Source organism: Ectothiorhodospira sp. BSL-9 (genome assembly GCF_001632845.1).
GTDB lineage: Bacteria > Pseudomonadota > Gammaproteobacteria > Ectothiorhodospirales > Ectothiorhodospiraceae > Ectothiorhodospira.
The window spans coordinates 1,494,564-1,520,781 of the sequence record NZ_CP011994.1; the positions used below are offsets into that span (position 1 = coordinate 1,494,564).

Here is a 26,218-nt window from a genome sequence, read left to right on the forward strand (position 1 = left end):
GTGGGTCATGAATTCCCATCAAGAGAGTGGATCATTGGCGCTCCGGAGGCAACCCCACCCGACATTCCCTGCGTTTCTCGACTCCTGGGGCTGGAAATCTCCAGGATTCCAGACTAGGATTAGATTAAGATTAATTCTCATTTAAGGGTGATGTCATGAGAAGCCTCCGCAGAGTCGTGTTGTGTGTGCTGTTTCTGGTGGCGGCGCCGCTTGGCGCCCATGAGCCCCCTCGCGTGGTGACCACCTTCTCGGTCCTGGGCGACCTGGTCCAGAGGGTGGCCGGTGACGACGCCCAGGTGAAGGTGCTCACACCCGTGGGCGCAGAGGTGCATGACTGGGAGCTCACGCCCGATAACTTCAAGGCCCTGGAGCGAGCTGATCTTGTGTTGTACAACGGCTACATGCTGGAGCAGTGGATGGGGCAGGTGCGCGCCACAGCGCGGCGCGACGTGCCGTTGGTGGCCGTGGCCGAGCAGGCCGGGGTGGAAACCCATCCCATCGTCACCGGTGATTTCGAGGGGGACCCCGACCCCCATCTGTGGATGGACCCCCGCAAGGCCGCCGCCTACGGTCATGCCATTGCCCGGGCCCTGGGGGACGTCCATCCCGGGCGGGCCGAGGCCTTTGCCAACCGTGCCCAGGCCCTGGAGTCGGAGCTTGAGGTCCTCCACGAAGAGATCCTTGAGGCCCTTGCCCTCATCCCCGAGGACCAGCGCCTGCTGATCACCAGCGAGGCGGCGTTCATCTACTTCGCCCACGCATATGATCTGCGTCATGATGGCGTCTGGGGCACCAACGCCGAGACCGAGGGCTCCCCGCGGCAGATCATGCGTATCGTGGATCTGGTGCGTGAACGGGCGCCCGGGGCTGTCTTCTGGGAGAGCACCATCTCGGATCGTCACGTGCGCAGTGTGGCCGAGGACACCGGCGTGACCGTGGCCGGTCCCCTGTACGTGGACTCCCTTGGACAGCCTGGCAGCGGCGCCGAGGATTATTTCGCCATGATGCGCCATAACAAGATGCTGCTCAGGGAGCACCTGGGAGGTCGTCAGGATGAGTGAGGTGACGCACCCATCGCTGCCCGCGGTGGAAGTCCAGCACGTGTATGCGGCCTACGATGGACAGGCGGTGCTGGAGGATGTGCACATCGACCTGCCAGCCGGTGAATGGACGGCCATTATCGGCCCCAATGGCGCGGGCAAGTCGACGCTGTTTCGCATCCTGCTGGGGGTGATGAAGGCGCACCGCGGGCGTGTGCGGGTGCTTGGGCAGGCGCCGGCCACCCAGCGCCGCGCCGGGGTGATGGCCTACATGGCCCAGCAGGAGGCGGTGGAATGGGACTTTCCCATCTCCGTCAAGGATACGGTGCTCACGGGCCGCTATGGTCACATGCGTGGCGATGCCTTCTGGAGGCGCATCGTGCCGCCCCGCTGGTGCGACCCCCGGCACTGGGTGGTGGTACGTCAGGCCCTGGAGGCCGTCGACATGCTGGATTATGCCGACCGGCCCATCGGCGCGCTCTCGGGCGGTCAGAAGAAGCGGGTGCTGCTGGCCCGGGCCCTGGCCCAGGAGGCCAGGGTGTTGCTACTGGACGAGCCCCTGGCCGGGGTGGATACCGCCAGCGAGCGCCTCATCATGGAGGTGCTGGATGGTGAACGCCGTTCGGGGCGCACCGTGATCATGGTCACCCACGACATGGACAGCGCCCGCCGCTACGCCGACCAGGTGCTGCTGCTCAATCGCCAGGTGGTGGGCATGGGCGCCCCCGAACGCATGCTGGTGGATGAGATGCTGGCCCGCACCGCAGCGGCGGGGTGGGTGCGGGGCCATGAGCCCCTGGTGGAGGCATCGTGATGGCATGGTTCGAATCCCTGGGCATGGCCCTGATCGACGCATTGATCGCCGGGCTGATGCTGATCGTGGGCCTGTTTCCCGAGGCCGTCTCGGCACCCTTTGACTACGCCTTCATGCAGCGGGCCCTGCTCACCTCCATCCTGGTGGGGGCCATTTGCGGGTTGTTGTCCTGCTTCGTGGTGCTCAAGCGCTGGTCGTTGCTGGGGGATGCCATCTCCCATGCGGTGCTGCCGGGGGTGGCCATCGCCTATCTGCTGGGCTGGCCCTTCTTCATTGGCGCCTTCCTGGCCGGCGCTGTCTCGGCCCTGGGCATTGGCGCCCTGGAGCGGCACACACGCATCAAGTCCGATGCGGCCATGGGCCTGATGTTCACCTTCGCCTTCGCCCTGGGTGTGGTGATTATCGGTAAGATCGCTACCAATACCCACTTGATGCACATCCTTTTCGGGAATGTGCTGGGTGTTCAGTATCCGGCCCTGATGCTCACCCTGTTCTCCGGTCTGGTGGCCCTGATGGCCGTGTGGATCTTCTATCGATCCCTGGTGCTTTACACCTTCGACCCCATGCAGGCCCAGGCCCTGGGGTTCAATACCAGCGTGGTGCATTACGGGCTGATCCTGCTGCTCACCCTCACCATCGTTGCCAGTCTGGAGACGGTGGGCATCATCCTGGTGGTGGCCATGCTCATCACACCGGGGGCCACCGCCCATCTGCTCACCGACCGCCTGACCACAATGATGCTGCTGTCGGTGGGTACCGGTGTGCTCTCGGCGGTGCTGGGGCTGTATCTCTCCTTCCAGTTTGACGTGGCCTCCGGCGGTGCCATCGTGCTGGTGGCCACCGCGCTGTTCGCCGTGGCCCTGCTGGCAGCACCCCGCCACGGCCTGGTGGGTCGCTGGTGGCGCCGGCGTCGAGGGGCGACAGCAATGGCGCCCTGAGGGCTGGTGAAGAAATTTCTGTCCGGTGCCCTCAAGTCGGCTCTGCCCCGGCCGCTAGCAAGAGGGAGATCCCTCCAAAGGGACTCGACATTCACGTATCAGATGTATCGGAGGTCCCCATGGACGTCAGCGCCATTGCCAGTCTTGGCACCCAAATGAGTCAGCAGCAGACCGCCCTGGAGGTGAGCACGGCCGTGACCAAGAAGGCCATCGACGCCGAGGCACAAGCCGCCGCCAACCTGGTGGACGCCATGCCCGACCCCAACGCCCAGGCCCTGCCAGCCAATCTGGGCAACAACATCAATGTAACGGCCTGACGGGCCCCGAAGGCGCAGCCCCCTAATGGGAACGGCCTCTTCGGGGTCGATTCACTGAGCCCCTCGCCCCTTTGGGGAGAGGGGTTGGGGTGAGGGGCGGCTGCTAGGACTTGATGCCCTCGCCCGGTTGGCCTAGTCTGCCCCTGTTCAGGCCCGACTCGGTCCACAAGGAAACGGATATCGTCACAGGAGGTGACACCCATGCCCACCCATTCAACCACCCGCCCCCTGCGTCCCCCCTCGGCACCCCGCCGCCATCGCGGCTTCACCCTCATCGAGGCCCTGGTGGCCCTGCTGGTGCTCTCCATCGGTCTGCTTGGCCTGGCGGCGCTGCAACTGTTCTCCCTGCAAAGCGCTCACTCCGCCTATCAGCGCACCGTGGCCAGCATCATGGCCATGGATGCGGGCGAACGCCTGTGGCTGGCGGCCGCCTCGGGCAATCCGGGGCCGGCATCCGTGCAGGGGGCATGGCGTGTCCACTGGCAACATGATCCGGATGCCCCGCAGCGCGTGGGCCTGCCCGAGGCTGGCGATAGCGCGCTGGACTGCGGTGCCTCGGGTTGCACCGTGCGCATCCAGTGGGTGGATGGGCGATTCGATGACGAGGATGGCAGGCCGGTGTTCGAATATGCATTGCAACCGCCAGCGGTATCGCTGCCATGAGCGCGGCCCCGGTTGCAGTGAGGCCACAGCATCGGGTGCGGGGCTTTTCCCTGGTGGAGCTGATGGTTGCCATGGTGATCGGGCTGATCCTGATGGCGGGTGTGGTGCAGGTTTTCCTCGCCAATCACACCGCCTATCGTGAGGCCCAGCGCTTTGCCCAGCTTCAGGAGACCATGGCGTTCGCCGTGGACTATCTGGCTCGTGATATCCGTGGCGCCGAGAGCATCAGTCTCAATGGTGATGAGCTGGCAGTGGTGCGTGATAGGCGCATCGACTGGTGTGGGGCGCCTCCGGGGGTACATGCGGTGAGCTATTTCATCCAGGATGATGCCCTGCGCTGCCGGCATGGGTCACTCCACAACCATGAGCTGCTGCGCGGTTTCCGCCCCGGGTCCACCCTGGTGGCTCACCCCTTGCCGGACGCGCAGGCCCCGGTTGCCGTGCGGCTTGGGCTCACGCTGCAAAGCGGGGCAGGGCAGGGGGTGCCGCTGCGGGATCATTATCTGGAATTTCACGTGGCTATGAGAAACCGGATATTGGCCCTGGGCCAGCCGCCGTCATGAGGGAAGGCCCCGGTGGGTGCGTTCAGGGGGTGTGCCACCGGGAATTGATCTTTGCCGTGCCAAAATCACTCGCGGGTGTGAGACACTTGCCCTGACCAGCCAGGCTTGGGAGATCTGCGGGTGGCAGTGATCAAATGGACCATTGAGGTGGGGGCGGTGCGCAAAGGGATGTACGTCTGCGAACTGGATCGCCCCTGGGAGGGTACCCCGTTTCCACTCCAGGGATTCATGGTGGAAACCGACGACCAGATCCAGTTTCTCAGGGACCATTGCACTACCGTGGCGGTGGATCGGGATAAGACCCCGGATGACCTGCTCAGGCGCGTGCCCCCTTCCGGACCATTGACTCCTTCTGCCGCCAGCCGCGTTCGCAAGCCGGAGCACGATGCCCCGCCCCCAGACACGCTTTACCAGATCGCAGATCAGATGGTGCATGCCCGTTCGGTGTGGCGGGATGCTCAGGATTACATCACCGAGGTGATGAATGATGTCCGCCTGGGCAGCTCCGTGGGCACCCTGCAGGCGCGCCAGTTAGTCAGGCGGCTGGCAGGGCAGGTGGTGGAAAGTCCGAATGCCCTGCTATGGCTCACCACTCTGCGCGAGCGCGACCATTACACATGCCAGCACAGCGTCAATGTCTGCATCCTGTCCCTGAGCTTCGGGCGTTTTTTGGGGATGGGGGGTGAGGAGTTGGAGACCCTGGGGCTGGGCGCTCTGCTGCATGATATGGGCAAGATGCGTGTTCCGCTGGAGATCCTCAACTGCCCTCGCCGACTGACTGCCGAAGAGTTTGAGCAGATGAAGGCCCACCCCGTCCTGGGTTATACCCTGCTCAAGCGCGACAAGACACTGCCCGAAAACGTGCTGCAGACCGCTCTATGCCATCACGAGCGCATGAGCGGTCAAGGCTATCCCAATGGCCACAAGGGCGATGCCATCCCGGCCCATGCCCGTCTGGTGGCGGTGGTGGACGTCTATGACGCCATCAGCAGCAAACGGGTCTACCACGATGGCAAGAGTCCGCAGGAGGCCCTCGACATCATCTTTCGTATGCGCGGCAACGAGCTGGATGCGGAGTTGGTAGAGGCGTTCATCCGCTGTGTGGGCATCTACCCGGTGGGCAGTCTGGTGGAGTTGACCACCGGCCAGGTGGGGGTCGTCGTGGGTTTCAATACCCGTCATCGCCTCCGGCCCACGGTGATGCTGCTGCTGGACGCAGAGCACACACCGATGCCGGCCCCGAGCCTGCTCAATCTGGCCAGTTCTGCCTGGGTGTCGGGCTCCACCGCGCCGGCCATACGCGCGGTGCTGGAGCCTGGAAGTTACGGTATCGATCCGCACCAGGTCGTCAATCAGGTTACTCAGAGTTCCATTGGGGGAAAAAGGCCTGGCCCGCAGGGCAATCGCACATAAAGACTGATTCTCATTTGAGGCCGAGCAAGTGAGCACGGTACTCGTCAGATGTTGCCGCGATGATCCGCTTGGTCTTGAGGCTGCCCTTGCGAGGCAAGGGATCCAGACGGATCAGATTCAACGTCAAGCGCTTGAGGATGGCCAGGTTATGCCCAGCGTGGGCCGTACGGGCCCTCATCTGATCATCCGCAAACGTGACGTCCAGGCACCAGTGCACCTGGTTCTCGACGCACCAGTGCTGGCGGATCGTTCGTGCCAAGACCGGCGCATCGGGGGGCAAACTGCTGATATAGCACCGGCGCTCCTGGGTCGCCTTGCCGTTCACCTCGCGCGAGGCTTCGATCACGGCAAAGCTCTTCATGTCAGGCCAGCGTCCCGGATTGGGTAAGCACGCCAGGGCATCAAACACATAGCAGCGGCGTGTTTCCTGCCGTCCATGGCCCTTGTCGATGTCTTCGCTGACCTGATGGGGCGTCTTGTCGGTCGGGGCTGACTGAAACAGGGCGAAGAAGTCATCCATGGCCTCCCATAACTGAGGCTGGTTCCGTTTGACGGCCAGGACATAGTCCGCCTGCTGGTCGCGTATGGCCTGCGCGATCGAAGGCTGCGTGCCCATCGCATCGATCGTCACAATGCAGCCTTCCAAGGCCAGCGTCGCCAGTAGGTCGGGGATCGCCGTCTTCTCGTTGGATTTGGTGGCTGTGGCGTGCTGCCCCAGGATGACGCCGGCGTCAGCAGCAAAGGCGCTGACCAGATGGAGCGGTGCCTCACCGGTCTTCGCCGATCGGCGGCTCGTCTTGCCGTCCAGCGCCACGACCTGAGGCGAAAGCCCGGGTAGCACCTCGGCTACCCAGCGCCGGAAGGCGGCTTCGAACTGCTGAGTGTCGATCAGGCCGAAGAGGCGAGCAAAGGTGTCATGCGAGGGGATGCCGTTGGGCAAGTTCACGTACTGCCGGAGCCAGGCCTCTTTCTCCTGAGCCCATAGCGCGATTTCTTCAAAGGTGTCGGCACCGACCAAAACGCCGCAGACGGCGGTGGTCAGGACATCAGGCAGCGGATGCTCGACCCGGCGAGGATCTCGCGGGTCCGTGACACAGGTAAAGATATCGAAAAGCGAGGGGAGCTGGGACATCAGGGCGAACCTCAAATGCTCCAGCTATAGCGCTTCAGGCTGCATTCAGCAAATGCGATTCATTCCGGGTCTACGATTGCCCTGGCCTGGCCCGGGGGGCAGTCACGCAATGTGTGGTTAACCGCTACAATCACGTCTCCAGTCATTGATCGGGAGATCCCATGTTATTCAGCATGACCGGCTTCGCACGATGCGAATCTTCGGGCGAATACGGTTCGCTTGTCTGGGAATTGCGCAGCGTCAACCATCGTTATCTTGAGATCTCTCCGCGGCTGCCAGAGGAACTTCGTGGCCTGGAGGGCAAGGTGCGCGAACGCATCCAGGCCCGGCTGGGGCGTGGCAAGGTGGAGTGCAACCTGCGGTTTCGTCGCGGCGCGGCCGACCAGGACAGCATCGAGCTCAACGACGAACTGGCCAAGGAGGTGATCAGCACGGTCGTGCGCGTGGAACACTGGATGATGAACGCGGCGCGCATGACGGCCATGGACATCCTGCGCTGGCCTGGTGTGGTGATCGAGCCGGAGCAGGATCTGCAACCGGTCATGACGGCCACCCTGGACTTGCTGGATGAGGCCCTGACCACCCTGGTGGAGAACCGGGGCCGCGAGGGGGCCCACATCAAGGCGCTGCTCCAGGCCCGCTGCGACGCCATTGCCGAGCAGGTGGCCCGGGTGCGCGAACGGCGACCCCGGGTGGTGGAGGCCCTGCGCGAACGGGTTCGCAGCCGTATTCAGGAACTGGGCACCGATCTTGATCCAGGCCGACTGGAGCAGGAACTGGCCCTGCAGGCCCAGAAGCTGGATGTGGCCGAGGAGCTGGACCGCCTGGAGGGTCATGTGAAGGAGATCCAGGCCGTTCTGGAGCGCCGCGAGCCGGTGGGTCGACGCCTGGATTTTCTCATGCAGGAACTCAACCGCGAGGCCAACACCCTGAGTTCCAAGTCCAACGACATGGAAACCACCCAGGCCGCCGTGGAGCTGAAGGTGCTCATCGAACAGATGCGCGAGCAGATCCAGAACCTGGAATAGGCCCCGGTGCACCGTTATCACTTCCGACTGGACATCCCCCGCGACGAATTCCTGCGCTACTACTCCGGGTCGGCGGCCTCCGTGGTGGCCTGGTCCCAGGAGGGTCGCACGGTTCGATTTCCGGCCTCAGCCCTGCGCCCGCACGTGACCCATGATGGCGTGCGCGGGCGGTTTCGCCTGACGGTGGACGACCAGTTCCGGCTGCAGTCCCTGGAGCGTATCGGTTCCGGATGAGCGGTCATGCACTCCCCTTGAAATCCTCTCCACGGCCCCTATATCGGATAGCGAAAGGCGAAGTTGCCTTGACTCACGAGACAAGTGGAGGTGATAGCCATGTTGACGACCCGTTATGAACCCTGGAGCCTGTTGAATCAGCTGTCCCGGGAACTGGATCGCCTGAACCCGGCCATGGCCGGTGGCGAAGAGGCCGCGGCCACCAGCGACTGGGTGCCGGCGGTGGATATCCGGGAGGAGAAGGACGCCTATGTGCTGCACGCGGACGTGCCCGGCGTGGACCCCAAGGACATTGAGGTCCATATGGAAAACGGCGTGCTGACCATTCGTGGTGAGCGCAAGGCCGAAAGCGCCGAAGAGCGTGAAGGGTACAAGCGCGTGGAACGCATCCGCGGCAGCTTCTATCGTCGCTTCTCCCTGCCCGACACGGCAGACGCCGAGCGCATCAGCGCCCGCAGCGCCAACGGTGTGCTGGAGGTGCGCATTCCCAAGCAGGAAAAGGTGCAGCCCCGGCGCATCGCCGTGGAAGGATAACCCCGGACTCCATTCGGAAGGCGTTCGGCAGGACGCAACCTGCGCCGCGTGGTCACGCGGCGCTCTTGTTTTGGAGTATCGTAGGCGGTTATGGAATACAAAGACTACTACAAGGTGCTGGGGGTGGATCGATCCGCCTCCCAGGACGACCTGAAGAAGGCCTATCGTCGGCTTGCGCGCAAATACCATCCCGATGTGAGCAAGGAGGCCAATGCCGAGGACCGCTTCAAGGAGGTGAACGAAGCATATGAGGTCCTGGGTGATGCAGAAAAGCGCAAGGCCTATGATCAGTTGGGCAGCAACTGGCGCTCGGGCGAGGACTTTCGTCCACCGCCGGACTGGGATGCCTGGTTCGGCGGCGGTGCGGGTGGCCCCCAGCCGGGCGGCTTCCGTGATGCCGGCCCCCAGGCAGGTTTCAGTGAGAGCGACTTCTCCGACTTCTTCGAGACCCTGTTCGGCGGCAGCGCCCGGCGCACCCGTGGGCATCGCACCCAGCGGGGTTTTGCCAGTCGTGGCCAGGACCAGAACGCCCGCATCCAGCTGGACCTGGAACAGGCTTTTCGCGGTGGCTCCGTGCCGGTTCGGATTGGTGAGCGCAGCCTTCAGGTGAAGATCCCCGCCGGGGTCACCGAGGGCAAACGCATTCGCCTGTCCGGTCAGGGCGCCCAGGGTGTGGGTGGGGGCGACGCCGGCGACCTGTATCTGGAAGTGCGCATCCGCCCCCATCGGCATTTTCGCCTGGAGGGCCGCGACATCCATCTGGACCTGCCCATCACCCCCTGGGAGGCGGCGCTGGGTGCCACGGTGAGCGTGCCCACCCTGGAGGGGCGGGTGGACATGAAGGTGCCAGCCGGCTCCCGATCGGGGGGCAAGCTGCGCCTCAAGGGCCGCGGCATGCCCGGCTCACCCCCGGGTGACCAGTACCTGATACTGCAGATCGTCACGCCCCCGGCCGACTCGGACAAGGCCCGGGAGCTCTATGAGCGCATGCAGAAGGAGATGCCGTTCAACCCGAGGGAACATCTGCCGGGGATGATGGGGGCAGGCTAAGCCCCTCTCCCCTCCGGGGAGAGGGGTTGGGGCGAGGGCGACACCCACCGCCGGCGCCCATCCTGCAGCTCCTCCCGCTTCCAGAATGTGGCCCGCTCCTTGAGCGCCTCCATCAGAAACCGGCAGGCATCAAAGGCCGCCTGACGATGGGCCGACCACACCGCCACCACCACGATGGGCTGCCCCGGTTCGACCCGGCCCACCCGATGACCGATCAGGGAACCCTGAACAGGCCATCGGGTGCGGGCCTCATCCTCGATGAGCGCAAGCTCACGCTCGGTCATCCCCGGGTAATGCTCCAGGGTCATGGCCGTCACCACATCCCCGTCGTTGAAATCCCGCATGGTGCCCACAAACAGCGCGCAGGCCCCGAAACTCCCAGGGGCCAGGCTACGTTCATGCTCATTCACCAGATTGAACGGCTCCAGTGGTTCGCTGTGCAGCACGACAGCCATCTCAACCTCCCGTCACCGGCGGAAAAAAGGCCACCTCGTCGCCGTCCGTCACCGGATCCTCAAGCGAGGCATGGGCATGGTTCACGGCTGCCAGCACACGGGGCGGCAGGTCGCGATCGGGTTGGGCACGTCGCCACGCATCCGCCACGCAGCGAATCCCCTCAGCAGGCACCGAGGCCTCAGATGCACCCAACTGCTCCCTCAGACTGGCAAAGTAACGAACGGTAATGGACATGGCGTGCGGATCCCGGTCAGTCTCCAGGCACAGCTTATACATTCATTGCTCCCGGGCGCCAGACCCATCAGGATGCCAGTCATGAACGATCTCACACATTTCAACGCCGCCGGCCAGGCCCACATGGTGGATGTGGGCCACAAGCCACCCACCCGCCGCGTGGCCGTGGCTGAAGGGCGCATCCGCCTGCAGGCATCCACTCTGGAAAGAATCCGCCAGGGTGACCACAAGAAGGGAGATGTGCTGGGCATTGCCCGGGTGGCCGCCATCATGGCCAGCAAGCGGACCGCCGACCTGATCCCCCTGTGCCACCCCATCGCCCTGAGTCGGGTGCAGGTGGATCTGGAGCCTGTGGATGAGCCGCCCGCCGTGTACTGTCGCGTGACTGCCGAGACCACCGGCCCCACCGGTGTGGAGATGGAGGCCCTCACCGCCGTGCAGGTGGCCCTGCTCACCCTCTACGACATGTGCAAGGCGGTGGATCGGGGGATGGTCATGGAAGGGATCGGCCTGGTCAGCAAGTCGGGTGGCCAGTCCGGTGACTGGCAGCGGACTTGACGCACTGGCAGGTGCAGCTCAGCGCTGCATCAGCCGCATGGAGTTGGCCAGCAGGCGCACGCGGCGCTTCACGTCATCGCGCATGCGCCTGAAGGGTTCCAGATCGTCCCCGTCCGCAGCGAAACGGGTGGGCGGGTCCATGGGCCAGTTCTTGCAGATAAAACTCTCCGCGGCGGGCAAGGGCAACTTGGCCGGGTCGGTGCACAGGGTGATGACCATGTCTGCCCACTCCAGCAAGTCCCGATCCAGGGCCTTGGACTGCAGGGCCGGAGATTCCATCTCCTCTTCCCGCAGCACCGCCAGGGCGCGGGGCTGGGCCTTGCCCGCCTGCAGGCCGGCGGAACGAGCCTCCACCAGGTCCGGCATCAGTTGCCGGGCATAGGCCTCGGCCACCAGCGTGCGGGCCGTGTTGGTGTGGCCCAGGAACAGGATGTGGGGCTTGCGCCGCAGGTCGGGTTTCTCGGGCATGGGCGGGGTTTTCAGCGGGAGGCGGCCAGTAGCTATGGATTGTACTCACCGCATCTACCGGAAAGCCAGATCCGCGCCTTGTGTCGGGCACCTGCTGCGGCCTTGTCATGGCTTTCAGGCCCCAGGCCTTAGTACACTGACAAAAATGCCGACCCGCTGGGCCCGCCGAATGCCCGCGTAAGGTGGGTCGACGATGCATACGCTACCGACGAGGTAATCACTCGATGAAATGGATCAAGCGCGGCCTGTGGGCCATCTTCGCGCTGCTGGTGCTGTTTGTGGTGCTGGTGGGTTTTCTGCTGGTCACCGTTGACCCCAACGACTACAAGGACCGCATCAGCGAGGTGGTGGAGGAGCAGACCGGGCGAACCCTGGTCATCTCCGGCGATATTGGCCTGTCCGTCTTCCCCCGGCTGGGCCTGGAGTTGGGCGAAACCACGCTCTCCAACGCCGAGGGCTTCGAAGAGGAGTTCTTTGCCCGGGTAGGCGAGGTGGACGTGGCGGTGGCCTTGCTGCCGCTGCTGCGCCGGGAACTGCAGGTGCAGCAGGTCCGCCTTGAAGGGCTTGAACTCAACCTGGCCCGCAACGCCGAGGGTCGGACCAACTGGGACGACCTGATCGATGAAGATGCGGTCGCCGAGCCTTCGGAAGACACCCGACCGGTCACCCGGCCCGCCGACGATCCGGAAACGGTCCCCGAGATCCTGCGGGGCCTGGATATCGCTGGAATTCAGGTGCGCGATGCCCGGCTCAACTGGCGTGATGAGCAAAGTGGCACCCGCCTGAGCGTGGACCCCTTCAACCTGGAACTGGGCCGTCTGCGTCTGGCCCAGGAGACCCGCCTGGACCTTTCCCTGCGCGCACTCATGGATGACCTGGATGCCGCCGTGGAACTGCAGGGGCTCGTTTTTCTGGATGTGGCCAACCAGCGCTACACCCTGCGCCGTATGGTGGCCCAGGTGGAAGCCACTGGAGAGGCACTGCCCGCGCCCATCAAGGCCCGGGTAGAGGCAGACCTGATCGCTGATCTGCTCAATGATCTGGCCAAGGTGGAACGCATGACGGTGAACGCCTTCAATACCCAGTTCACCGGTCTGGTGGAAGTGGCCGGGCTGAGCGGCGAGCCCCGTATCCATGGTGAATTGCGCAGCGGTCAGTTCAGTCCCCGTGGTTTGATGGAGGAGCTGGCCATGGAGCCACCCGAGACGGCCAACCCGGATGTGCTCGGGCGGGCGGCGATGGACATGGCCTTTGAAATGCAGGGGGATGAGCTGAAGGTGACCCAGTTGATCCTCACCCTGGACGAAAGCACCCTCAGCGGGCAGGCCACGGTGAAGGATCTGGCCAGCCCCGATGTGAATGTGTCCATGCAACTGGACCGCATCAACCTGGATCATTACCTGCCGCCAGCCACCGAGGCCAACGGCAACGGTGATGGCAACGGCGACACCGCCGCCCGGGACGGCTGGCCCGACGAGCCCCTGGAACTGCCGGTGGAGATGTTGCGGGAACTGAAGGTGGCCGGCGATCTGCGCGTGGGCCATCTGACGGTGGCCGGCCTGCGCATGCAGAACGTCAACCTGAAACTGCGAGCCCGTGATGGCCAGCTGAACGTGGAGTCGGTTCAGGCGAACCTTTACGAGGGTCAGCTCAATGGTCGTCTCGGTCTGGATGTCCGCCAGGACACCCCGCGCATGCAGGCCCGGCAATCCCTTGAAGGCATCCGTTTTGGCGGCCTGCTGGAGGATCTCACCGGCGATGCCATGGTCACCGGCGGTGCGGATGTGAGTTTTGACGTCACCAGCCGCGGCAATTCGGTGAAGGCCCTGATCAATGGCCTCAACGGCAATGGGCAGATGCGCGTCGCCGATGGCGCGGTCAAGGGCATCAACGTGGCCCAGGTCATCCGCGATGCCGAGGCGCGTGTGCGCGGGCGCTCCCCAGAGGAGACCGACGAGCCGCGACAGACCGACTTCACCGAGATCACCGGCAGCTTCAGGATCGATAACGGCGTGGTGAAGAACGATGACCTGCGGGCAGCCTCCCCACTGCTGCGTGTCCAGGGGCGGGGCGAAGCCGACCTGAACAAGGAACAGCTGGACTACCGTCTGGATACCAGCCTGGTGGGTACCCTGAAAGGCCAGGGCGGCCGGGACCTGTCGGACCTGCGCAACGTGAACCTGCCCATCACGATTCGTGGCAGCTTCAGCGAGCCGCGTTTCGGCCTGGACCTGCGCTCGGTGCTTGAGAGTCGCGTGCGGGAAGAGACCGAGGAGCGGGTTCGCGAGCGGGTGGACCCGGTCATCGAGGAGCAGCGCGAGCGCCTGCGGGAAGAGGGCAGCCGGATCCAGGAGGAGTTGGGTGACCGACTGCGCGATCGGTTGCGCTGAGCACTCGGGGGATTTCGCGGCGCGCCTGCTGGACTGGTACGACCAGCACGGCCGCCACGATCTGCCCTGGCAAAAACAGGTAACCCCCTACCGGGTCTGGGTGTCGGAGATCATGCTCCAGCAGACCCAGGTGGGGACGGTCATCCCCTATTTCCAGCGCTTTATCGCCCGGTTCCCGGATGTGCACGCCCTGGCGGCGGCCACGCAGGACGACGTGCTGCATTACTGGTCGGGCCTGGGCTACTACGCCCGGGGCCGCAATCTGCACAAGGCGGCGCAGCAACTGGTTGAACAGCATCAGGGGCAGTTCCCCCCGGAGCGCCAGGCGCTGGAAGCCCTGCCGGGTATCGGCCGCTCCACGGCTGCAGCCATCCTGGCCCTGTCCCGGGGGCAGCACGAGGCGATCCTGGATGGCAACGTCAAGCGGGTGCTGGCGCGCCATCAGGCCGTGCAGGGCTGGACCGGCGAGGCAGCGGTTCTCAAGCATCTATGGGCGCTGGCGGAAAACCTTACACCCGCCCGGCGGGTGGCCAACTACACCCAGGCCATCATGGATCTGGGGGCCACCGTGTGCACCCGCAGCCGGCCCCGCTGTGATGCCTGTCCGGTGGCCACCGATTGCCTGGCCCGTGCCCGGGGGCTGCAATCCAGCCTGCCCACCCCCCGACCCCGCCGTGAGCAACCCCTGCGCCAGGTGTGCATGCTGATCATCCAGGGGCCGCAGGGCATCCTGCTGGAGCAGCGCCCACCCACCGGGCTATGGGGGGGGCTGTGGGGCTTTCCGGAAGTGGCCTCGATGGATGAGGCGACGGCATGGTGTCAGGCGCGGCTGGGGGTGGATGCCCAGGAATGTCATGCCATGGAGCCCTTCGTGCACACCTTTACCCACTTTCGCCTGCACATCACCCCGTTCCGGATGTGGGTGCAAGACCCTGCCGCGGGTGTGATGGAAGGTGCTGGCCGCGTCTGGTATAAAGACACAGCTCAGGCAGGGCTGGGGCTGGCGGCGCCAGTGGCCCGGCTGCTGAAACACATCACGCAAGAAGACGGAGAGACCAATGGCTCGCATGGTGAAATGCGTAATGCTGGGTGAAGAGGCCGAGGGCCTGGACTTCCCCCCCTATCCCGGTGAACTGGGCAAGCGGATCTTCGAGAACGTATCCAAGCAGGCCTGGCAGAAGTGGATGGGGCACCAGACCATGCTCATCAACGAGTATCGCCTGACCCCCGTCGACCCCAAGGCCCGCCAGTTCCTGGAGGAGGAGATGGAGAAATTCTTCTTTGGTGACGGAGCCACCATGCCGGAAGGGTACGTGGACCCCAGCAAATAGCGCTGGTTGCTCCGAATTAAATCACTTCAAGCCGGTATGGGCTTGACGAATGCGGTCAGTCCGGCTTTAATACGCACCTTCGCTGCAGCGCCCCCCGCCCAGCAGCGTTCTGATCAGGCCAGGTAGCTCAGTTGGTAGAGCAGGGGATTGAAAATCCCCGTGTCGGCGGTTCGATTCCGTCCCTGGCCACCATATTTGATGACAAGGCCCGCCATTGAGCGGGCTTTGTTGTGTCTGGGCGCCCACTCGGCAGGCACAAGCAGGCACTCTTGCCAACTATTGCCACGCTGGCTACCCTCGGTTGACGAGCACGATGAATATGCCCCTGGCCCGTTCGCTCAAGGTCTTTGTGGAGGTGTTCCTTTGAGCGTTCCTGAACTCATCCTGCCCCAATGGTCGGCCCCGGAGGGGGTGCGTGCCGCCGTGACCACCCGGGCAGGCGGAGTGAGCCGCCCGCCCCATGACAGCCTGAACCTGGGGCTGGGCAACGGTGATGATACGGATGCGGTGATGGAGAATCGCCGTCGATTGCGCGAGACCTTGAACCTGCCTGATGAGCCGGCCTGGCTCCACCAGGTGCATGGTATCCAGGTGGTGGAAGCTCAGGGGGTGGACCCCGAAAAGCCCCCCAAGGCGGATGCTTCCATCACCCGCACCCCCGGCCTGGCCTGCGCCGTGCTCACCGCCGACTGCCTGCCGGTGCTGTTCTGTGACCGCTTGGGTCAGCAGGTGGCCGCCGCCCATGCTGGCTGGCGCGGTCTGGTGGCCGGCGTACTGGAGGCCACCGTGGAGGCCTTCGACTGCCCGCCCATGGATGTGATCGCCTGGCTGGGGCCCTGCATCGGCCCCCAGGCCTTCGAGGTGGGCCCTGAGGTGCGCCAGGCCTTCATGGATCACGACCCGAGCGTAGACGCTGCCTTCGCCCCCTCCCCCCAGGGCCGCTGGCTCGCCGATCTGCACCGCCTGGCCCGCCGCCGCCTGCAAGACTGCGGCGTCACCCAGATCACCGGCAACCCGGCCTGCACCCACAGCGAACCAGAGCGCTTCTACTCCTACCGACGCGACGGGGAGACAGGGCGGATGGCCAGCCTGATCTGGTTGCTGAGATAAAGGGGACAGGTACATTTTTGCTTTGCAAAAATGTACCTGTCCCCTTTATCTCACGGCCTGCCCCCCAGCAGTCGGTACTCGTTGAACACCCGCTCGATATAGCCCTGGGTCTCCCTGAAGGGCGGCACGCCGCCGTGGCGTTCCACCGCACCCGGCCCGGCGTTGTAGGCGGCCAGGGCCAGGGTGAGATCGCCGTCGAAGCGGTCCAGCATCCGGGCGAAGTAGGTGACGCCGCCGCGGATGTTCTGCCGGGGATCGAAGGAATTATCCACCCCCACCTCCCGGGCCGTACCGGGCATCAGTTGCATCAGCCCCTGGGCACCCACCCGGGAGACCGCGAATCGGTCGAAACAGGACTCCACCGTGATGATGGCCCGGATCAACTCCTGATCCACCTGGTGATGGCGGGCATAGTGCATCACCCAGCCCATCTGATCCGCCGCCCGCTGATCCAGCATGGAGCGGGTCAGACCCTGACAGGAATGCCGGGCGGTAGGGCGCCCGTAACGGCGCACGAAGGTGTAATCCGGCCCCATGTCTCGCTGGTCGGTGAACATCGGCACGCCATCGCGACCCTCGTGCATATAGATGTCCGCCATCGACACACCGGGCAGCCAGGCCAGCAACATCACCAGGGCGAGGCCGGTGAGTGACATCCCGATGGAGAAGCGGTGCGGCTGCATTGTGTTTACGTCCCCCTGCAAGGATCATAGGGATACACCCAAGATACACGCAACGCATGCCTCAGGCCTCGCCCCCCGACCATCGCCCGATTTTCCCGGACGGTTTGCTCACCGCCCTGGCTCGCGGCCACCCAACCACTCCCCGGGCACTGGCCCAGGACCTGGGTGTGTCCGAAGACGCGGTAAACCAGGGCCTGGATGAGCTGCGCGATCTGGGGCTGACCCTCCATGAAGACAACGCAGGCAGCATCCAGCTGCACACGCCCCTGGATCCGCTGGATGAGCAGGGCATCCGGGCCGGCTTTGACGACCCCCGAAGCGCCCCACCCATCCACGTGCTGGAACAGGTGGACTCCACCAGTGCCTGGCTGGACCGGGCACGCCAGCGGGGTGCGCGTGGCCCAGTGGCCTGCTGCGCCGAGCTGCAGACGGCCGGTCGCGGGCGCCGCGGTCGCCAGTGGCTGATGCCCCCGGGGTCCGGACTGGCCCTGTCCCTGCTGTGGGATACATCCCACTGGCCCGGACCGCAACCCACGGTGACCCTGGCCACCGGTGCCGCTCTGGTGCAATGCCTCGAAGGCCTGGGAGCCCACGGGCTGGGCCTGAAATGGCCCAACGACATTCAGGTGAATGGGGTCAAGCTGGGCGGCATCCTGGTGGAAGGGCGCCTGAACCAGAGTGGTGCCGGGGCCTTGATCCTGGGCGTGGGGCTGAACCTGCGTCTGCCTCCTGGTTTGCCCATCGATCAGCCCTACGGGGATCTGTGCGAGTCCGGCCTTGATCCCCTGCCGACCCGCAGCTGGCTGGCGGGGCGCCTGCTGCAGGCCCTGATCGGCATGCTCGAGACCTACCCGGAACCCGGTTTCCAGGCCTGGCGAGAACTTTGGCAGGCCCGGGACGTGTGCCTGGGGCGGGCTGTCACCGTCGCCGGGGATTCGGGGCTTGAAGGCATCGCTCAGGGCGTGGACGCCGGGGGCCGGCTGTGCGTGGAGACCGCCAGCGGGCCCCAGTGGGTGGATGCTGGTGAGGTGAGTCTGCGGGTGGATCCATGAAGCTGTTGCTGGATGCGGGCAACTCCCGCCTCAAGTGGGCGTGGTGGGCACAGGGAGCCGTGCGTGAGCGGGGTGCCCTGGCCCATGATGGTGCCACCAGGACCCCATGGCCCGGATTCCTCTCGTCCCTGGAGCCACTGAACGCCCGGCATCCGCCAGCGCAGGTCCTGTGCGTGGAAGTGCTCGGCAGCGCCTTTCGAGAGGCTTTGCAGGCGTGGACAGGCGACCGAGGCTGGCCCGCTCCCCGCTTCATGAGTGCCGACCCGGCGCTGCATGGCATCAGCAGCGACTACCAGGACCCCTCCCGCCTGGGGCTGGACCGCTACGCCGCCATGGCTGGCGCACGGACCCTGGGCCATGAATCGGCAGTGATCATCGATTGCGGCACGGCGGTGACCCTGGATCTTCTGGATCAGGGCGGACATCACCGCGGCGGTTTGATCCTCCCGGGCCTGGGCCTGATGCGCCGCAGTCTCGGCGTTGCGCCCGGGGTGTCGGGCGTCGAACAGGGCCGTACCGACCGCATCCTTGCGTCATGCACCGCCGATGCCGTGGCCACCGGCACCCTGATGGGGCTGGTGGTGGCCATCGATCAGTTGTCTTCCAGCCTGGGCTCGCACGTCCCGGGAGCCATTCCCCGCCTCATCACCGGCGGCGATGCCCCCTCCCTGGTCCCTCATCTGGCAGGTGACATCATCATGGTGCCGGACCTCGTCTTCACGGGGCTGGCGCGTATGGGGGAGGGCGCCTGATGCGCGCCCTGTTCGCCCTGCTGGTGTTGCTCAACCTGGGATACCTCGGGTTCGTCCTGTGGCAGGATGCGCCGCCCTCCCCATTGGAGGTGAGATCGCCCGTCTCCATTGAGCGTCCCGGTGTGCCCCTGCTGCAGCGACTGGGGGAGGATCCGCCTCCGCCGCCGGGCAGTCAGGTACAGTCCGGTACATGGGGTTGTTTCAGTCTGGGGCCCTTCGACGATGATCTGGATGCCCGCCGAGCCCTGCTGGCCTGGGAGGCCGCCGGTGCTCAGGGGTTGATCCGCACCGCAGAGGCTTCACGACCGGCATCCTATTGGGTGATCCTGCCCCCGGATAATGGCCCGCAGGGCGCCGAGGCTGCCCGGCAACGGTTGAATGATGAAGGCGTCGAGGATCATTACATCATCACCGAGGGCGAGCACGAGTACGGCCTGTCCCTGGGCTTGTTCTCGTCCCCGGAGCGGGCCCAGCGCCGTCAGGAACAGATCCGGGCACTGGGCCTGGCACCCAGGGTGATGACCCGATACCGGGACCGAACGGTCCACTGGGTGGACCTGGAGATCCACCGGGCCCTGGATGCCGACGAGCGCCCGACGGTCGAGCCAGGCCTGCAATGGCGGGCCCGAGCCTGCTCATAGCCGTCGGCAGCATGCCGGGTGCCGATTGCGGACCCCGGGGGGCTGGTCTAAGATAACGCCTTTGGCAACAAACGCCGGAGTAGCTCAGCTGGTAGAGCAGGGCACTTGTAATGCCAAGGTCGTAGGTTCGACTCCTATCTCCGGCACCAACGCAATGCACTCATCAAGGGGCGGCACATTTGTGGTCGCCCCTTGCCGTTGTGTCCCTCGGGCATCGACGGTGGCGCGCCACCCAAAGGCGTGGCATGGCTGTACTTCGCCGCTCACGGCCCCAATACCTCCAATTGTTCCTGAAACCCCTCATCTGGGGTGGCATTGCAAAAAAAAGCGTCTAGACTTTTTTAAAGCCTTGCAAAGTGTGACCGCCATCACATAACCTTCGTGAAAAGGATCAAGAATAGAGGGGCGTTCACAATCAGGAACGTCGATCTTGAGACCGTACCGTTGGACCTCATGTGATGTCCACGTCGGCCGGTCACTCACCCAAGCAAGAGAGGTTTGGGTCATATGGGAAATCCAGCAGAAAATCGGTTGTTCTCCGTGGTGGAGACGACTGACGCCGTTCAGGAAAAGCAGCGCGCGTCGGATAAGCGCACGCCGCCACCACCACCCAGGCTGGTCAGGCCAAGCGAGGCCAAGCGGCGCCCCGTCCGGGTTCGTCACAGCCACTTCCATATCTTCGGGCGAGAGCTTTCCACTCCATTTCTCCTGCTGGCCGCCGTCGAGGTGCTGGTTCTGGCACTGGCCTTCCTGGGGGCCACCCAGATGAATCTCCCTGCTGCGCTGGCCTTCACGGGGCAGGCAAGCACCCTGCAGATGGCGCTGTTCGTGGTGATCGGCATGGTGGGCATGGTCAGTATGGGGCTCTACCGGCGCGGTTTCCGTGGTGGCGCCACCGCCATCGTATTGCGCATCCTGGCGGCCGGTACCCTGGCCATCGTCATGATGTCCATGCTGTTTTATGTGTTCCCTCCTTTGATGATCGCGCCAACCACCATGGCCGTGGCCCTGGGGCTGGCGGTGCCGGGCATCCTGATCACCCGTTTCGGCATGCTCAAGGTGCTGTCCCACGAGGCTTTCAAGCGCCGGGTTCTGGTGCTGGGTGCCGGCGACACCGCCAGCCTGTTCCAGCGACTGCGCCGCAAGTCCGACCAGGTGGCCTTCACTGTGGTGGGCTTTGTCCCGGGGCAGGGAGACTCGTCCAAGGTGGAGGCCGATAGCCTGGTGGACATGGATGAATCCCTCACCGACTTCACCCGCCGTCATCATATCGACGATGTGGTCATCGCCTACGACGACCCCCGCGGTGGCTTCCCCACCGACGAGCTCATGCACTGCAAGATGCACGGCGTGAACGTGCTGGATGTGGCGGACTTCTTCGAACGCGAGGCCGGGTTGCTCAAGCTGGACATCCTGCGCCCCTCCAGCATGATCTTTGGTCGCGGTTTCCGGCAGTGCATCTACCGGGATTATGCCAAGCGCGTACTGGACCTGGTCAGCAGCCTGGGCCTGCTGGCCATCACCTGGCCCTTCATGGTGGCCTGTGCCATCGCCATCTTCATCGAGAGCAAGGGGCGGGGGTCGGTCATCTTCAAGCAGGTACGTACCGGCCAGCACGGCCAGCCCTTCACCCTGTTCAAGTTTCGCAGCATGATCATGGACGCGGAAAAGGACGGCAAGGCCATATGGGCTCAGCAGAAAGACCCGCGCGTGACCCGCTTCGGCCACCTCATGCGCAAGACCCGCCTGGATGAACTGCCGCAGTTGTTCAACGTGATCCGCGGCGACATGAGCTTTGTGGGGCCCCGCCCCGAGCGCCCGGAATTCGTGGAAAGCCTGGGTGCCAAACTGCCGTACTATCATCACCGCCACTGGGTGAAGCCCGGTCTTACGGGATGGGCACAGATCCACTACCCCTATGGTGCCTCCGAGAAAGATGCTTTCGAAAAGCTCAAGTACGACCTGTACTACGTGAAGAATCAGAGCATGGCCCTGGATATTCTCACCATCGTGCAGACTGTGGAGGTGGTGCTGTGGGGGCGGGGATCCCGGTAGGGCGTTGGGCCTGACCGCACCCGAATGGACTTCACCTTCCCCGTAGGCCTGACCGGCTACAGCATCGCCGCTGCCGCCTTCCTGATCCTGCTGGCGGTGCTCGCCATCGGCTGGCAGCGGCGCCTGCAGGGCAGCCTGCTGATCATCGCCGTGGCCCTGAGCATCCTCTGGGGCGTCACCCTGGCCCTGAACGCCGCTCATGGGCATGTCATCGGCACCCAGCTGGTCCTGCTGGCCGAGCTGGCCCGCGACGCGGGCTGGATCGCCTTTCTCTGGGGCATGCTCTGGCAGGCCCGCAACCTGCGCCTGGCGAGCCCTGGCGAAGGCGCAACCGCTCCACCCCAGACTCCCCGGCGAGCCGGACCCAATCAGGAACCCGAACACGACCCGGCCCATCTCCCGGGCAGCGAGGCCGTCTCCGGCGGCCTGGGCAAACCCCTGGTCGCCCTGGGCGTGGGCTCTTTGGTGCTGTTGCTCACCCTGGCGGTCTACCTGGGTGTGCAACCCCTGCTGCCCGAGGCCTGGGTGCGCAGCGATATCATCCTGGGCGGCAAACTGCTGCTGGTGCTCATCGTGCTCCTGCTGGTGGAGCAGATCTTCCGCAACACCTCCACCGAGGGCCGCTGGGCCATCAAGTACCTGTGCCTGGGTCTGGGGGGGGTGTATGGATTCGATTTCTACATGTACGCCGAGGCCCTGCTGTTCCGCCAGGTGTATGCCGGCCTGTGGGAGGCCCGGGGCTTCGTGAATGCCCTGGTGGTGCCACTGATCGCCGTCTCAGCCGCCCGCAACCCCCAGTGGTCGCTGGACGTGTATGTCTCCCGGGGGATGGTCTTTCATACCGCCACCCTGCTGGGCGCCGGCATCTACCTGCTGCTGATGGCTGCTGCCGGCTATTACCTGCGGGTGTTCGGCGGTGAGTGGGGCACGGTCTTCCAGGCGGTGTTCCTGTTCGCGGCCCTGATGACCCTGGCAGTATTCGTCATCTCCGGGCGCTTTCGGGCCCAGTTCCGGGTGTTTGTCAGTAAGCACTTCTTCAACTACAAATACGACTACCGGGAAGAATGGCTGCGCTTCATTCGGACGCTGGCCGGCAGCCATCGCCAGGAAGGGTTGCCGGTGCGGGTGATACATGCCCTGGGCGACATCGTCGACAGCCCGGCCGGTCAGTTGTGGATGCGTAGCGGCGGTCGCCATTTTTCCCAGGTGGCCCAGCGCAACATGGTCGAGCCATCCCAGACCAGCGAACCCCGGGATGGCCCACTGGCCGCCTATCTGCTGGAGACCGGCTGGGTGCTGGATATCCAGGAGGCGCGGCAGTACCCGGAGCGTTACCCCGGACTGGAACTGCCCGACTGGCTGGCCGAAAGCGAACGGGCCTGGTTGCTGGTGCCGCTCAAGCAGGAGTCGGAACTGCTGGGGTTCGTGCTGCTGGCCCCCTCCCGGGCCAGGCGCATCATCAACTGGGAAGACCGTGACCTGCTCAAGACCGCCGGTCTCCAGGCCGCCAGCCACCTGGCCCAGATGGAGGCCCTGCAGGCCCTGTCCGAGGCGCGGCAGTTCGAGGCCTTCAACCGCCTGTCGGCCTACGTGGTGCACGACCTGAAAAACATCATCGCCCAGCTCAACCTGGTAGTGAGCAATGCCCAAAGGCATGGCGATAACCCCGCATTCCTCAAGGACGCCATCGGCACCGTGGAAAACGCCGTGTCCCGCATGAACAAACTCATGCTCCAGCTACGCAGCGGCGACCCGGGCCGCGAGGCCAAGCCTGTCAATCTGGCCGACCTGGCCACCCAGGCCGTCAACGATGCCCAGGGGCGTGCACCCGAGCCAGAACTGGAGCACAATGGTAAGGATTGCCCCGTGCTGGCCGATCCCGAGAGGTTACGCTCCGTGCTCAATCACCTCATCCAGAACGCCCAGGAGGCCACCCCCGACAACGGCCAGGTAAGCCTGACGCTATGGCAGGACACCCGTCACGCCTACCTGGATGTAAGGGATACCGGCACCGGCATGACCCCGGAATTCATCCGCGACCGCCTGTTCCGCCCCTTCGATACCACCAAGGGCCTCACCGGCATGGGCATCGGCGCCTTCGAAAGCCGCGAGTTCATCCGTGCCCTGGGGGGAGATCTGGAAGTATGGAGCGAGCCAGGCAAAGGGTCACGGTTTCGGATCAGTATTCCGTTGGCCGCAGCACAACAGCATGAAACACCAGCCAGTGAGGCACCCAAACCTTGACCGGAAGCACCCAACAAAAACCGACCCTACTCCTGGTGGAGGACGACCCCGGCCTGCTCAGCCAGCTGCGCTGGTGCTTCAGCGATTTTGAAGTCCTCACCGCCAAGGACCGAGACGAAGCCATCGCCCAGCTGCGCCGGGGCGAACCCCAGGTGGTCACCCTGGACCTGGGCCTGCCCCCCGACCCCGGCGGTGCCACCGAAGGCCTGGCCACCCTGGAGCAGATCCTGGCCCTGGCCCCCGACACCAAGGTGATCGTCGTCACCGGCAACAACGATCGCGACAACGCCGTCAAGGCCGTGGCCCTGGGCGCCTACGACTTCTACCAAAAGCCGGTGGACGCCGACATCCTCAATCTCATCGTGCAGCGCGCCCAGCGCCTGTATGAGCTGGAAGCCGAAAACCGCCGCCTGGCCAATCATCGCTCAGCCGAACCCCTGCCGGGCCTGATCGCCAGCAGCCCCGAGATGCTCAAGGTGTGCCGCACCGTGGAAAAGGTGGCCCCCACCGACGCCACCACCTTGTTGCTCGGCGACAGCGGCACCGGCAAGGAAGTCATCGCCCGCGCCCTCCACGACCTGAGCCCCCGCAGCAAGGAGGCCTTCGTCGCCATCAACTGCGCCGCCATCCCGGAAAACCTCCTGGAAAGCGAACTGTTTGGCTACGAAAAGGGCGCCTTCACCGGTGCCAACAAGCAGACCAAGGGCAAGATCGAATATGCCAGCGGCGGTACCCTGTTCCTGGACGAAGTGGGCGACCTGCCCATGGCCCTGCAGGCCAAACTGCTGCGCTTTTTGCAGGAACGGGTGATCGACCGCATTGGCGGCCGCGAAGGCATCCCGGTGGACGTGCGCGTGGTATGCGCCACCCACCAGGACCTGTCCGGCCTGATCGCCGAAGACGCCTTTCGGGAAGACCTGTTCTACCGCATCAGCGAGATCACCATCGCCATCCCGCCCCTCAAGGACCGCACCGGCGACGCCCACGTACTGGCCCGCCTGCTCCTCAAGCGCTTCGCCGACCAGCAGGGCCGCGCCATCAAGGGCTTCGCCCCGGACGCCGTCCAGGCCATCGAACACCACAGCTGGCCCGGCAACGTACGCGAGATGGAAAACCGCATCAAACGTGCTGTCATCATGGCCGACGCCAACCAGGTCACCGCCGAGGACCTGGAGCTCTCCCCCGAGGGCGAAGACCCCATGATGCTCAATCTGCGCCAGGTCCGCGACGAAGCCGAAGGCCGCGCCGTGCGCCGCGCCATGCAGATGGTGGACGGCAATATCTCAAGGGCAGCCGAGCTGCTGGGGGTGAGCAGGCCGACGTTGTACGATTTGATGAAGAAGCATGAGATGGGGCGGGAGGGGTAGAGCCCCCGCGGGAGCGGCACTGGGCCGCGAAGGACTGGAACTTGACACCGCGCCAGCGGGGGTGAGTGTCTGTCCCTTACCCCCGGCAACTTACCCTGACTTAACCCACTCCTCAGTGGGGCTGATCTGATCGCAGAGCCTTCACCTCATCCAGGGATAGGCCCGTAGTCTCGGCGATCTGCTGGTCGTCCAGCAATCCCAGCTTGAGCAGGTTGATGGCTGTTTTACGGGCGTTTTCCTGCCGACCTTCCTGCCGCCCCTCCTGTCGCCCCCTATGCAAGCCGATTTGCTCACCCTTCTGCCGTTCCTTCTCCGCCCAGTTCTGAAGATTTTCCGCCAGCATCGCATTGTCCTCCACCAAACTGTTGACCTGTTCCAGCGCCTTCTCTGCCTCTGCGCCCAGCCGCCTGAGGTGACGTTTGAGCCAGCGGGTGATCACCTCGTCCAGGCGCTCCTTCTCCGGGTGCGCCCGGATACGTTCTGCCAGGCGCTTCACCGCAGTCTGTAGCGCATCCACATCCTTGGACGCCTTCTCCACCTCGAAAATCCCGCTCAGCGGCGTGTCCCGCTCCGCCAGCTCTTCCTCGCTGAAGGCCGATTCGTTCACCAGATAGTAGCGCAGTTGGGGCTGATACACCCGCATGAAACCCGGGGGTTCCGGTCGGATCATCCGATAGATGTCCTCCCGCGCCGTCCACCGCTTCGAGCCGTTGTACAGCACCACCGGGAAGATGGGCGGCATACCCTTGCGGGCCGTTGTCACATGAGTCTTGATCAGATGGTCGTAGAAGCAGGCCACATAGTGCAACATCCGGATCGGCAGGCGGTGGTCCACCGTGGACTGGAACTCTATCAGCAGATACACGAACACCTGCTGCCTGGCGCCCTGCCAGTCCACTTCCACTGACCAGACCTTGTCTTCAAACTTTTCCTTGAACAGCGGCGTGATGTAGTTCCCGCTGTGGTCGGTGAGGGTGGAAAAGTCCATCATCGCCGCCACTTCCGGCGGCGCAAAGCCCTCGATGAGCTGGCGGACCAGCTCCGGGTAGCTGAACAGTTCCTTGTAGCCCGTGTCGTGGTGGTTGCTCATGCGGCGTTCTGGCAGGAGATCGAACCACAGTGTGCCATATTCGCCCTGAACCTGGCCGATA

28 protein-coding genes and 2 tRNA genes are annotated in these 26,218 nt (G+C 64.6%); 24 read left to right on the plus strand and 6 right to left on the minus strand.

Annotated elements, in window-relative coordinates:
• Nucleotides 1-155: 155 nt before the first annotated feature.
• The 7 genes from ECTOBSL9_RS07030 (at nucleotide 156) to ECTOBSL9_RS07060 (ending at nucleotide 5,748) form a co-directional block, all read left to right on the plus strand.
• A complete protein-coding gene (locus ECTOBSL9_RS07030; RefSeq protein ID WP_063464465.1) occupies nucleotides 156-1,061 on the plus strand; it encodes a metal ABC transporter solute-binding protein, Zn/Mn family in 906 nt (301 codons plus the stop codon).
• Nucleotides 1,054-1,854 carry a metal ABC transporter ATP-binding protein gene (locus ECTOBSL9_RS07035; protein WP_063464466.1) on the plus strand — a complete coding sequence of 267 codons (801 nt, stop codon included), beginning with the start codon at nucleotides 1,054-1,056 and terminating at the stop codon, nucleotides 1,852-1,854. Before ECTOBSL9_RS07030 ends, ECTOBSL9_RS07035 begins: the two co-directional genes overlap by 8 nt.
• On the plus strand, nucleotides 1,854-2,792 hold the full coding sequence (locus ECTOBSL9_RS07040; protein ID WP_063464467.1) for a metal ABC transporter permease: 939 nt from the start codon (nucleotides 1,854-1,856) through the stop codon (nucleotides 2,790-2,792). Before ECTOBSL9_RS07035 ends, ECTOBSL9_RS07040 begins: the two co-directional genes overlap by 1 nt.
• A gap of 119 nt (nucleotides 2,793-2,911) precedes the next feature.
• The gene (locus ECTOBSL9_RS07045; protein WP_063464468.1) at nucleotides 2,912-3,109 is read left to right on the plus strand and encodes a YjfB family protein; all 198 of its coding nucleotides are present in this window, start codon (nucleotides 2,912-2,914) and stop codon (nucleotides 3,107-3,109) included.
• A gap of 201 nt (nucleotides 3,110-3,310) precedes the next feature.
• On the plus strand, nucleotides 3,311-3,772 hold the full coding sequence (gene pilV, locus ECTOBSL9_RS07050; RefSeq protein WP_063464469.1) for a type IV pilus modification protein PilV: 462 nt from the start codon (nucleotides 3,311-3,313) through the stop codon (nucleotides 3,770-3,772).
• Nucleotides 3,769-4,335 (plus strand): PilW family protein, encoded by a 567-nt coding sequence (locus ECTOBSL9_RS07055; protein ID WP_082829797.1) that lies wholly within the window; start codon nucleotides 3,769-3,771, stop codon nucleotides 4,333-4,335. Before pilV ends, ECTOBSL9_RS07055 begins: the two co-directional genes overlap by 4 nt.
• Nucleotides 4,336-4,455: 120 nt before the next feature.
• Entirely contained in the window at nucleotides 4,456-5,748 is a 1,293-nt protein-coding gene (locus tag ECTOBSL9_RS07060) for an HD-GYP domain-containing protein (protein WP_240481082.1), read from the plus strand.
• A gap of 10 nt (nucleotides 5,749-5,758) precedes the next feature.
• Here ECTOBSL9_RS07060 and ECTOBSL9_RS07065 read toward each other — a convergent pair whose 3' ends face one another.
• On the minus strand, nucleotides 5,759-6,880 hold the full coding sequence (locus ECTOBSL9_RS07065; protein ID WP_063465944.1) for an ISAs1 family transposase: 1,122 nt from the start codon (nucleotides 6,878-6,880) through the stop codon (nucleotides 5,759-5,761).
• Between the two features lie 161 nt (nucleotides 6,881-7,041).
• Between ECTOBSL9_RS07065 and ECTOBSL9_RS07070 the strand changes: the two genes are divergently transcribed.
• The 4 genes from ECTOBSL9_RS07070 to ECTOBSL9_RS07085 all read left to right on the plus strand — a co-directional run bounded on the left by ECTOBSL9_RS07070 (nucleotide 7,042) and on the right by ECTOBSL9_RS07085 (nucleotide 9,726).
• Entirely contained in the window at nucleotides 7,042-7,908 is an 867-nt protein-coding gene (locus ECTOBSL9_RS07070; RefSeq protein WP_063464472.1) for a YicC/YloC family endoribonuclease, read from the plus strand.
• A 6-nt stretch (nucleotides 7,909-7,914) separates the two neighbouring features.
• Nucleotides 7,915-8,142, plus strand: coding sequence for a DUF2835 domain-containing protein (locus tag ECTOBSL9_RS07075; protein WP_063464473.1), 228 nt, complete (start codon nucleotides 7,915-7,917; stop codon nucleotides 8,140-8,142).
• A gap of 99 nt (nucleotides 8,143-8,241) precedes the next feature.
• Nucleotides 8,242-8,676: an Hsp20/alpha crystallin family protein gene (locus ECTOBSL9_RS07080; RefSeq protein WP_063464474.1), complete on the plus strand. Its 435-nt coding sequence runs from the start codon at nucleotides 8,242-8,244 to the stop codon at nucleotides 8,674-8,676.
• A 90-nt stretch (nucleotides 8,677-8,766) separates the two neighbouring features.
• The gene (locus ECTOBSL9_RS07085) at nucleotides 8,767-9,726 is read left to right on the plus strand and encodes a DnaJ C-terminal domain-containing protein (protein WP_063464475.1); all 960 of its coding nucleotides are present in this window, start codon (nucleotides 8,767-8,769) and stop codon (nucleotides 9,724-9,726) included.
• On the opposite strand, the gene ECTOBSL9_RS07090 is transcribed toward ECTOBSL9_RS07085, so the two are convergent.
• Nucleotides 9,723-10,181: a molybdenum cofactor biosynthesis protein MoaE gene (locus tag ECTOBSL9_RS07090; RefSeq protein ID WP_063464476.1), complete on the minus strand. Its 459-nt coding sequence runs from the start codon at nucleotides 10,179-10,181 to the stop codon at nucleotides 9,723-9,725. The two genes, ECTOBSL9_RS07085 and ECTOBSL9_RS07090, sit on opposite strands and share 4 nt — an antisense overlap.
• A gap of 1 nt (nucleotide 10,182) precedes the next feature.
• Complete coding sequence (locus ECTOBSL9_RS07095; RefSeq protein WP_063466059.1) at nucleotides 10,183-10,416, minus strand: MoaD/ThiS family protein; 234 nt, start codon at nucleotides 10,414-10,416, stop codon at nucleotides 10,183-10,185.
• An 81-nt stretch (nucleotides 10,417-10,497) separates the two neighbouring features.
• Here ECTOBSL9_RS07095 and moaC point away from each other — a divergent pair, with 81 nt between their 5' ends.
• Nucleotides 10,498-10,974 carry a cyclic pyranopterin monophosphate synthase MoaC gene (gene moaC / locus ECTOBSL9_RS07100; RefSeq protein WP_063464477.1) on the plus strand — a complete coding sequence of 159 codons (477 nt, stop codon included), beginning with the start codon at nucleotides 10,498-10,500 and terminating at the stop codon, nucleotides 10,972-10,974.
• 18 nt (nucleotides 10,975-10,992) lie between these two features.
• Here the strand turns inward: moaC and ECTOBSL9_RS07105 are convergent, their stop codons facing one another.
• On the minus strand, nucleotides 10,993-11,442 hold the full coding sequence (locus ECTOBSL9_RS07105; protein ID WP_063464478.1) for a low molecular weight phosphatase family protein: 450 nt from the start codon (nucleotides 11,440-11,442) through the stop codon (nucleotides 10,993-10,995).
• 224 nt (nucleotides 11,443-11,666) lie between these two features.
• Between ECTOBSL9_RS07105 and ECTOBSL9_RS07110 the strand changes: the two genes are divergently transcribed.
• From ECTOBSL9_RS07110 to pgeF, 5 genes are all read left to right on the plus strand, one after another.
• The gene (locus ECTOBSL9_RS07110; protein ID WP_063464479.1) at nucleotides 11,667-13,832 is read left to right on the plus strand and encodes an AsmA family protein; all 2,166 of its coding nucleotides are present in this window, start codon (nucleotides 11,667-11,669) and stop codon (nucleotides 13,830-13,832) included.
• A complete protein-coding gene (mutY, locus tag ECTOBSL9_RS07115; RefSeq protein ID WP_240481083.1) occupies nucleotides 13,804-14,925 on the plus strand; it encodes an A/G-specific adenine glycosylase in 1,122 nt (373 codons plus the stop codon). The genes ECTOBSL9_RS07110 and mutY overlap by 29 nt, the downstream gene beginning before the upstream one ends.
• Complete coding sequence (locus tag ECTOBSL9_RS07120) at nucleotides 14,891-15,163, plus strand: oxidative damage protection protein (RefSeq protein ID WP_063464480.1); 273 nt, start codon at nucleotides 14,891-14,893, stop codon at nucleotides 15,161-15,163. Before mutY ends, ECTOBSL9_RS07120 begins: the two co-directional genes overlap by 35 nt.
• Nucleotides 15,164-15,279: 116 nt before the next feature.
• Nucleotides 15,280-15,355, plus strand: a tRNA-Phe gene (locus ECTOBSL9_RS07125).
• A gap of 171 nt (nucleotides 15,356-15,526) precedes the next feature.
• Complete coding sequence (gene pgeF / locus ECTOBSL9_RS07130; protein WP_063464481.1) at nucleotides 15,527-16,273, plus strand: peptidoglycan editing factor PgeF; 747 nt, start codon at nucleotides 15,527-15,529, stop codon at nucleotides 16,271-16,273.
• Between the two features lie 50 nt (nucleotides 16,274-16,323).
• On the opposite strand, the gene ECTOBSL9_RS07135 is transcribed toward pgeF, so the two are convergent.
• Complete coding sequence (locus ECTOBSL9_RS07135; protein ID WP_156500068.1) at nucleotides 16,324-16,956, minus strand: lytic transglycosylase domain-containing protein; 633 nt, start codon at nucleotides 16,954-16,956, stop codon at nucleotides 16,324-16,326.
• Between the two features lie 56 nt (nucleotides 16,957-17,012).
• On the opposite strand from ECTOBSL9_RS07135, the gene ECTOBSL9_RS07140 reads away from it, so the two are divergent.
• The 7 genes from ECTOBSL9_RS07140 to prsR all read left to right on the plus strand — a co-directional run bounded on the left by ECTOBSL9_RS07140 (nucleotide 17,013) and on the right by prsR (nucleotide 25,067).
• Entirely contained in the window at nucleotides 17,013-18,008 is a 996-nt protein-coding gene (locus ECTOBSL9_RS07140; protein WP_063464482.1) for a biotin--[acetyl-CoA-carboxylase] ligase, read from the plus strand.
• A complete protein-coding gene (locus tag ECTOBSL9_RS07145) occupies nucleotides 18,005-18,760 on the plus strand; it encodes a type III pantothenate kinase (RefSeq protein ID WP_063464483.1) in 756 nt (251 codons plus the stop codon). The genes ECTOBSL9_RS07140 and ECTOBSL9_RS07145 overlap by 4 nt, the downstream gene beginning before the upstream one ends.
• On the plus strand, nucleotides 18,760-19,401 hold the full coding sequence (locus tag ECTOBSL9_RS07150; RefSeq protein WP_063464484.1) for an SPOR domain-containing protein: 642 nt from the start codon (nucleotides 18,760-18,762) through the stop codon (nucleotides 19,399-19,401). The genes ECTOBSL9_RS07145 and ECTOBSL9_RS07150 overlap by 1 nt, the downstream gene beginning before the upstream one ends.
• A gap of 73 nt (nucleotides 19,402-19,474) precedes the next feature.
• Nucleotides 19,475-19,550 (plus strand) — tRNA-Thr (locus tag ECTOBSL9_RS07155).
• Between the two features lie 358 nt (nucleotides 19,551-19,908).
• A complete protein-coding gene (locus ECTOBSL9_RS07160) occupies nucleotides 19,909-21,456 on the plus strand; it encodes a TIGR03013 family XrtA/PEP-CTERM system glycosyltransferase (RefSeq protein ID WP_156500069.1) in 1,548 nt (515 codons plus the stop codon).
• 24 nt (nucleotides 21,457-21,480) lie between these two features.
• The gene (gene prsK / locus ECTOBSL9_RS07165; protein ID WP_063464485.1) at nucleotides 21,481-23,700 is read left to right on the plus strand and encodes an XrtA/PEP-CTERM system histidine kinase PrsK; all 2,220 of its coding nucleotides are present in this window, start codon (nucleotides 21,481-21,483) and stop codon (nucleotides 23,698-23,700) included.
• Complete coding sequence (gene prsR / locus ECTOBSL9_RS07170) at nucleotides 23,697-25,067, plus strand: PEP-CTERM-box response regulator transcription factor (protein WP_063464486.1); 1,371 nt, start codon at nucleotides 23,697-23,699, stop codon at nucleotides 25,065-25,067. The genes prsK and prsR overlap by 4 nt, the downstream gene beginning before the upstream one ends.
• A gap of 112 nt (nucleotides 25,068-25,179) precedes the next feature.
• On the opposite strand, the gene ECTOBSL9_RS07175 is transcribed toward prsR, so the two are convergent.
• On the minus strand, nucleotides 25,180-26,157 hold the full coding sequence (locus ECTOBSL9_RS07175; protein ID WP_063464487.1) for an Rpn family recombination-promoting nuclease/putative transposase: 978 nt from the start codon (nucleotides 26,155-26,157) through the stop codon (nucleotides 25,180-25,182).
• Nucleotides 26,158-26,218: the final 61 nt, after the last annotated feature.

Bases quoted from the DNA above. Each gene is read 5' to 3' on its own strand.
- ECTOBSL9_RS07105 (WP_063464478.1), bottom strand. From the start codon at position 11,442: ATGCCCGAGAAACCCGACCTGCGGCGCAAGCCCCACATCCTGTTCCTG.
- ECTOBSL9_RS07090 (WP_063464476.1), bottom strand. From the start codon at position 10,181: ATGGCTGTCGTGCTGCACAGCGAACCACTGGAGCCGTTCAATCTGGTG.
- ECTOBSL9_RS07140 (WP_063464482.1), top strand. From the start codon at position 17,013: ATGCCTCAGGCCTCGCCCCCCGACCATCGCCCGATTTTCCCGGACGGT.
- pilV (WP_063464469.1), top strand. From the start codon at position 3,311: ATGCCCACCCATTCAACCACCCGCCCCCTGCGTCCCCCCTCGGCACCC.
- ECTOBSL9_RS07070 (WP_063464472.1), top strand. From the start codon at position 7,042: ATGTTATTCAGCATGACCGGCTTCGCACGATGCGAATCTTCGGGCGAA.
- ECTOBSL9_RS07175 (WP_063464487.1), bottom strand. From the start codon at position 26,157: ATGAGCAACCACCACGACACGGGCTACAAGGAACTGTTCAGCTACCCG.
- ECTOBSL9_RS07080 (WP_063464474.1), top strand. From the start codon at position 8,242: ATGTTGACGACCCGTTATGAACCCTGGAGCCTGTTGAATCAGCTGTCC.
- prsK (WP_063464485.1), top strand. From the start codon at position 21,481: ATGGACTTCACCTTCCCCGTAGGCCTGACCGGCTACAGCATCGCCGCT.
- ECTOBSL9_RS07150 (WP_063464484.1), top strand. From the start codon at position 18,760: ATGCGCGCCCTGTTCGCCCTGCTGGTGTTGCTCAACCTGGGATACCTC.
- moaC (WP_063464477.1), top strand. From the start codon at position 10,498: ATGAACGATCTCACACATTTCAACGCCGCCGGCCAGGCCCACATGGTG.
- ECTOBSL9_RS07120 (WP_063464480.1), top strand. From the start codon at position 14,891: ATGGCTCGCATGGTGAAATGCGTAATGCTGGGTGAAGAGGCCGAGGGC.
- ECTOBSL9_RS07135 (WP_156500068.1), bottom strand. From the start codon at position 16,956: ATGCAGCCGCACCGCTTCTCCATCGGGATGTCACTCACCGGCCTCGCC.
- ECTOBSL9_RS07065 (WP_063465944.1), bottom strand. From the start codon at position 6,880: ATGTCCCAGCTCCCCTCGCTTTTCGATATCTTTACCTGTGTCACGGAC.
- ECTOBSL9_RS07045 (WP_063464468.1), top strand. From the start codon at position 2,912: ATGGACGTCAGCGCCATTGCCAGTCTTGGCACCCAAATGAGTCAGCAG.
- ECTOBSL9_RS07095 (WP_063466059.1), bottom strand. From the start codon at position 10,416: ATGTCCATTACCGTTCGTTACTTTGCCAGTCTGAGGGAGCAGTTGGGT.
- ECTOBSL9_RS07035 (WP_063464466.1), top strand. From the start codon at position 1,054: ATGAGTGAGGTGACGCACCCATCGCTGCCCGCGGTGGAAGTCCAGCAC.
- ECTOBSL9_RS07145 (WP_063464483.1), top strand. From the start codon at position 18,005: ATGAAGCTGTTGCTGGATGCGGGCAACTCCCGCCTCAAGTGGGCGTGG.
- ECTOBSL9_RS07160 (WP_156500069.1), top strand. From the start codon at position 19,909: ATGGGAAATCCAGCAGAAAATCGGTTGTTCTCCGTGGTGGAGACGACT.
- ECTOBSL9_RS07030 (WP_063464465.1), top strand. From the start codon at position 156: ATGAGAAGCCTCCGCAGAGTCGTGTTGTGTGTGCTGTTTCTGGTGGCG.
- ECTOBSL9_RS07055 (WP_082829797.1), top strand. From the start codon at position 3,769: ATGAGCGCGGCCCCGGTTGCAGTGAGGCCACAGCATCGGGTGCGGGGC.
- ECTOBSL9_RS07085 (WP_063464475.1), top strand. From the start codon at position 8,767: ATGGAATACAAAGACTACTACAAGGTGCTGGGGGTGGATCGATCCGCC.
- ECTOBSL9_RS07110 (WP_063464479.1), top strand. From the start codon at position 11,667: ATGAAATGGATCAAGCGCGGCCTGTGGGCCATCTTCGCGCTGCTGGTG.
- ECTOBSL9_RS07040 (WP_063464467.1), top strand. From the start codon at position 1,854: ATGGCATGGTTCGAATCCCTGGGCATGGCCCTGATCGACGCATTGATC.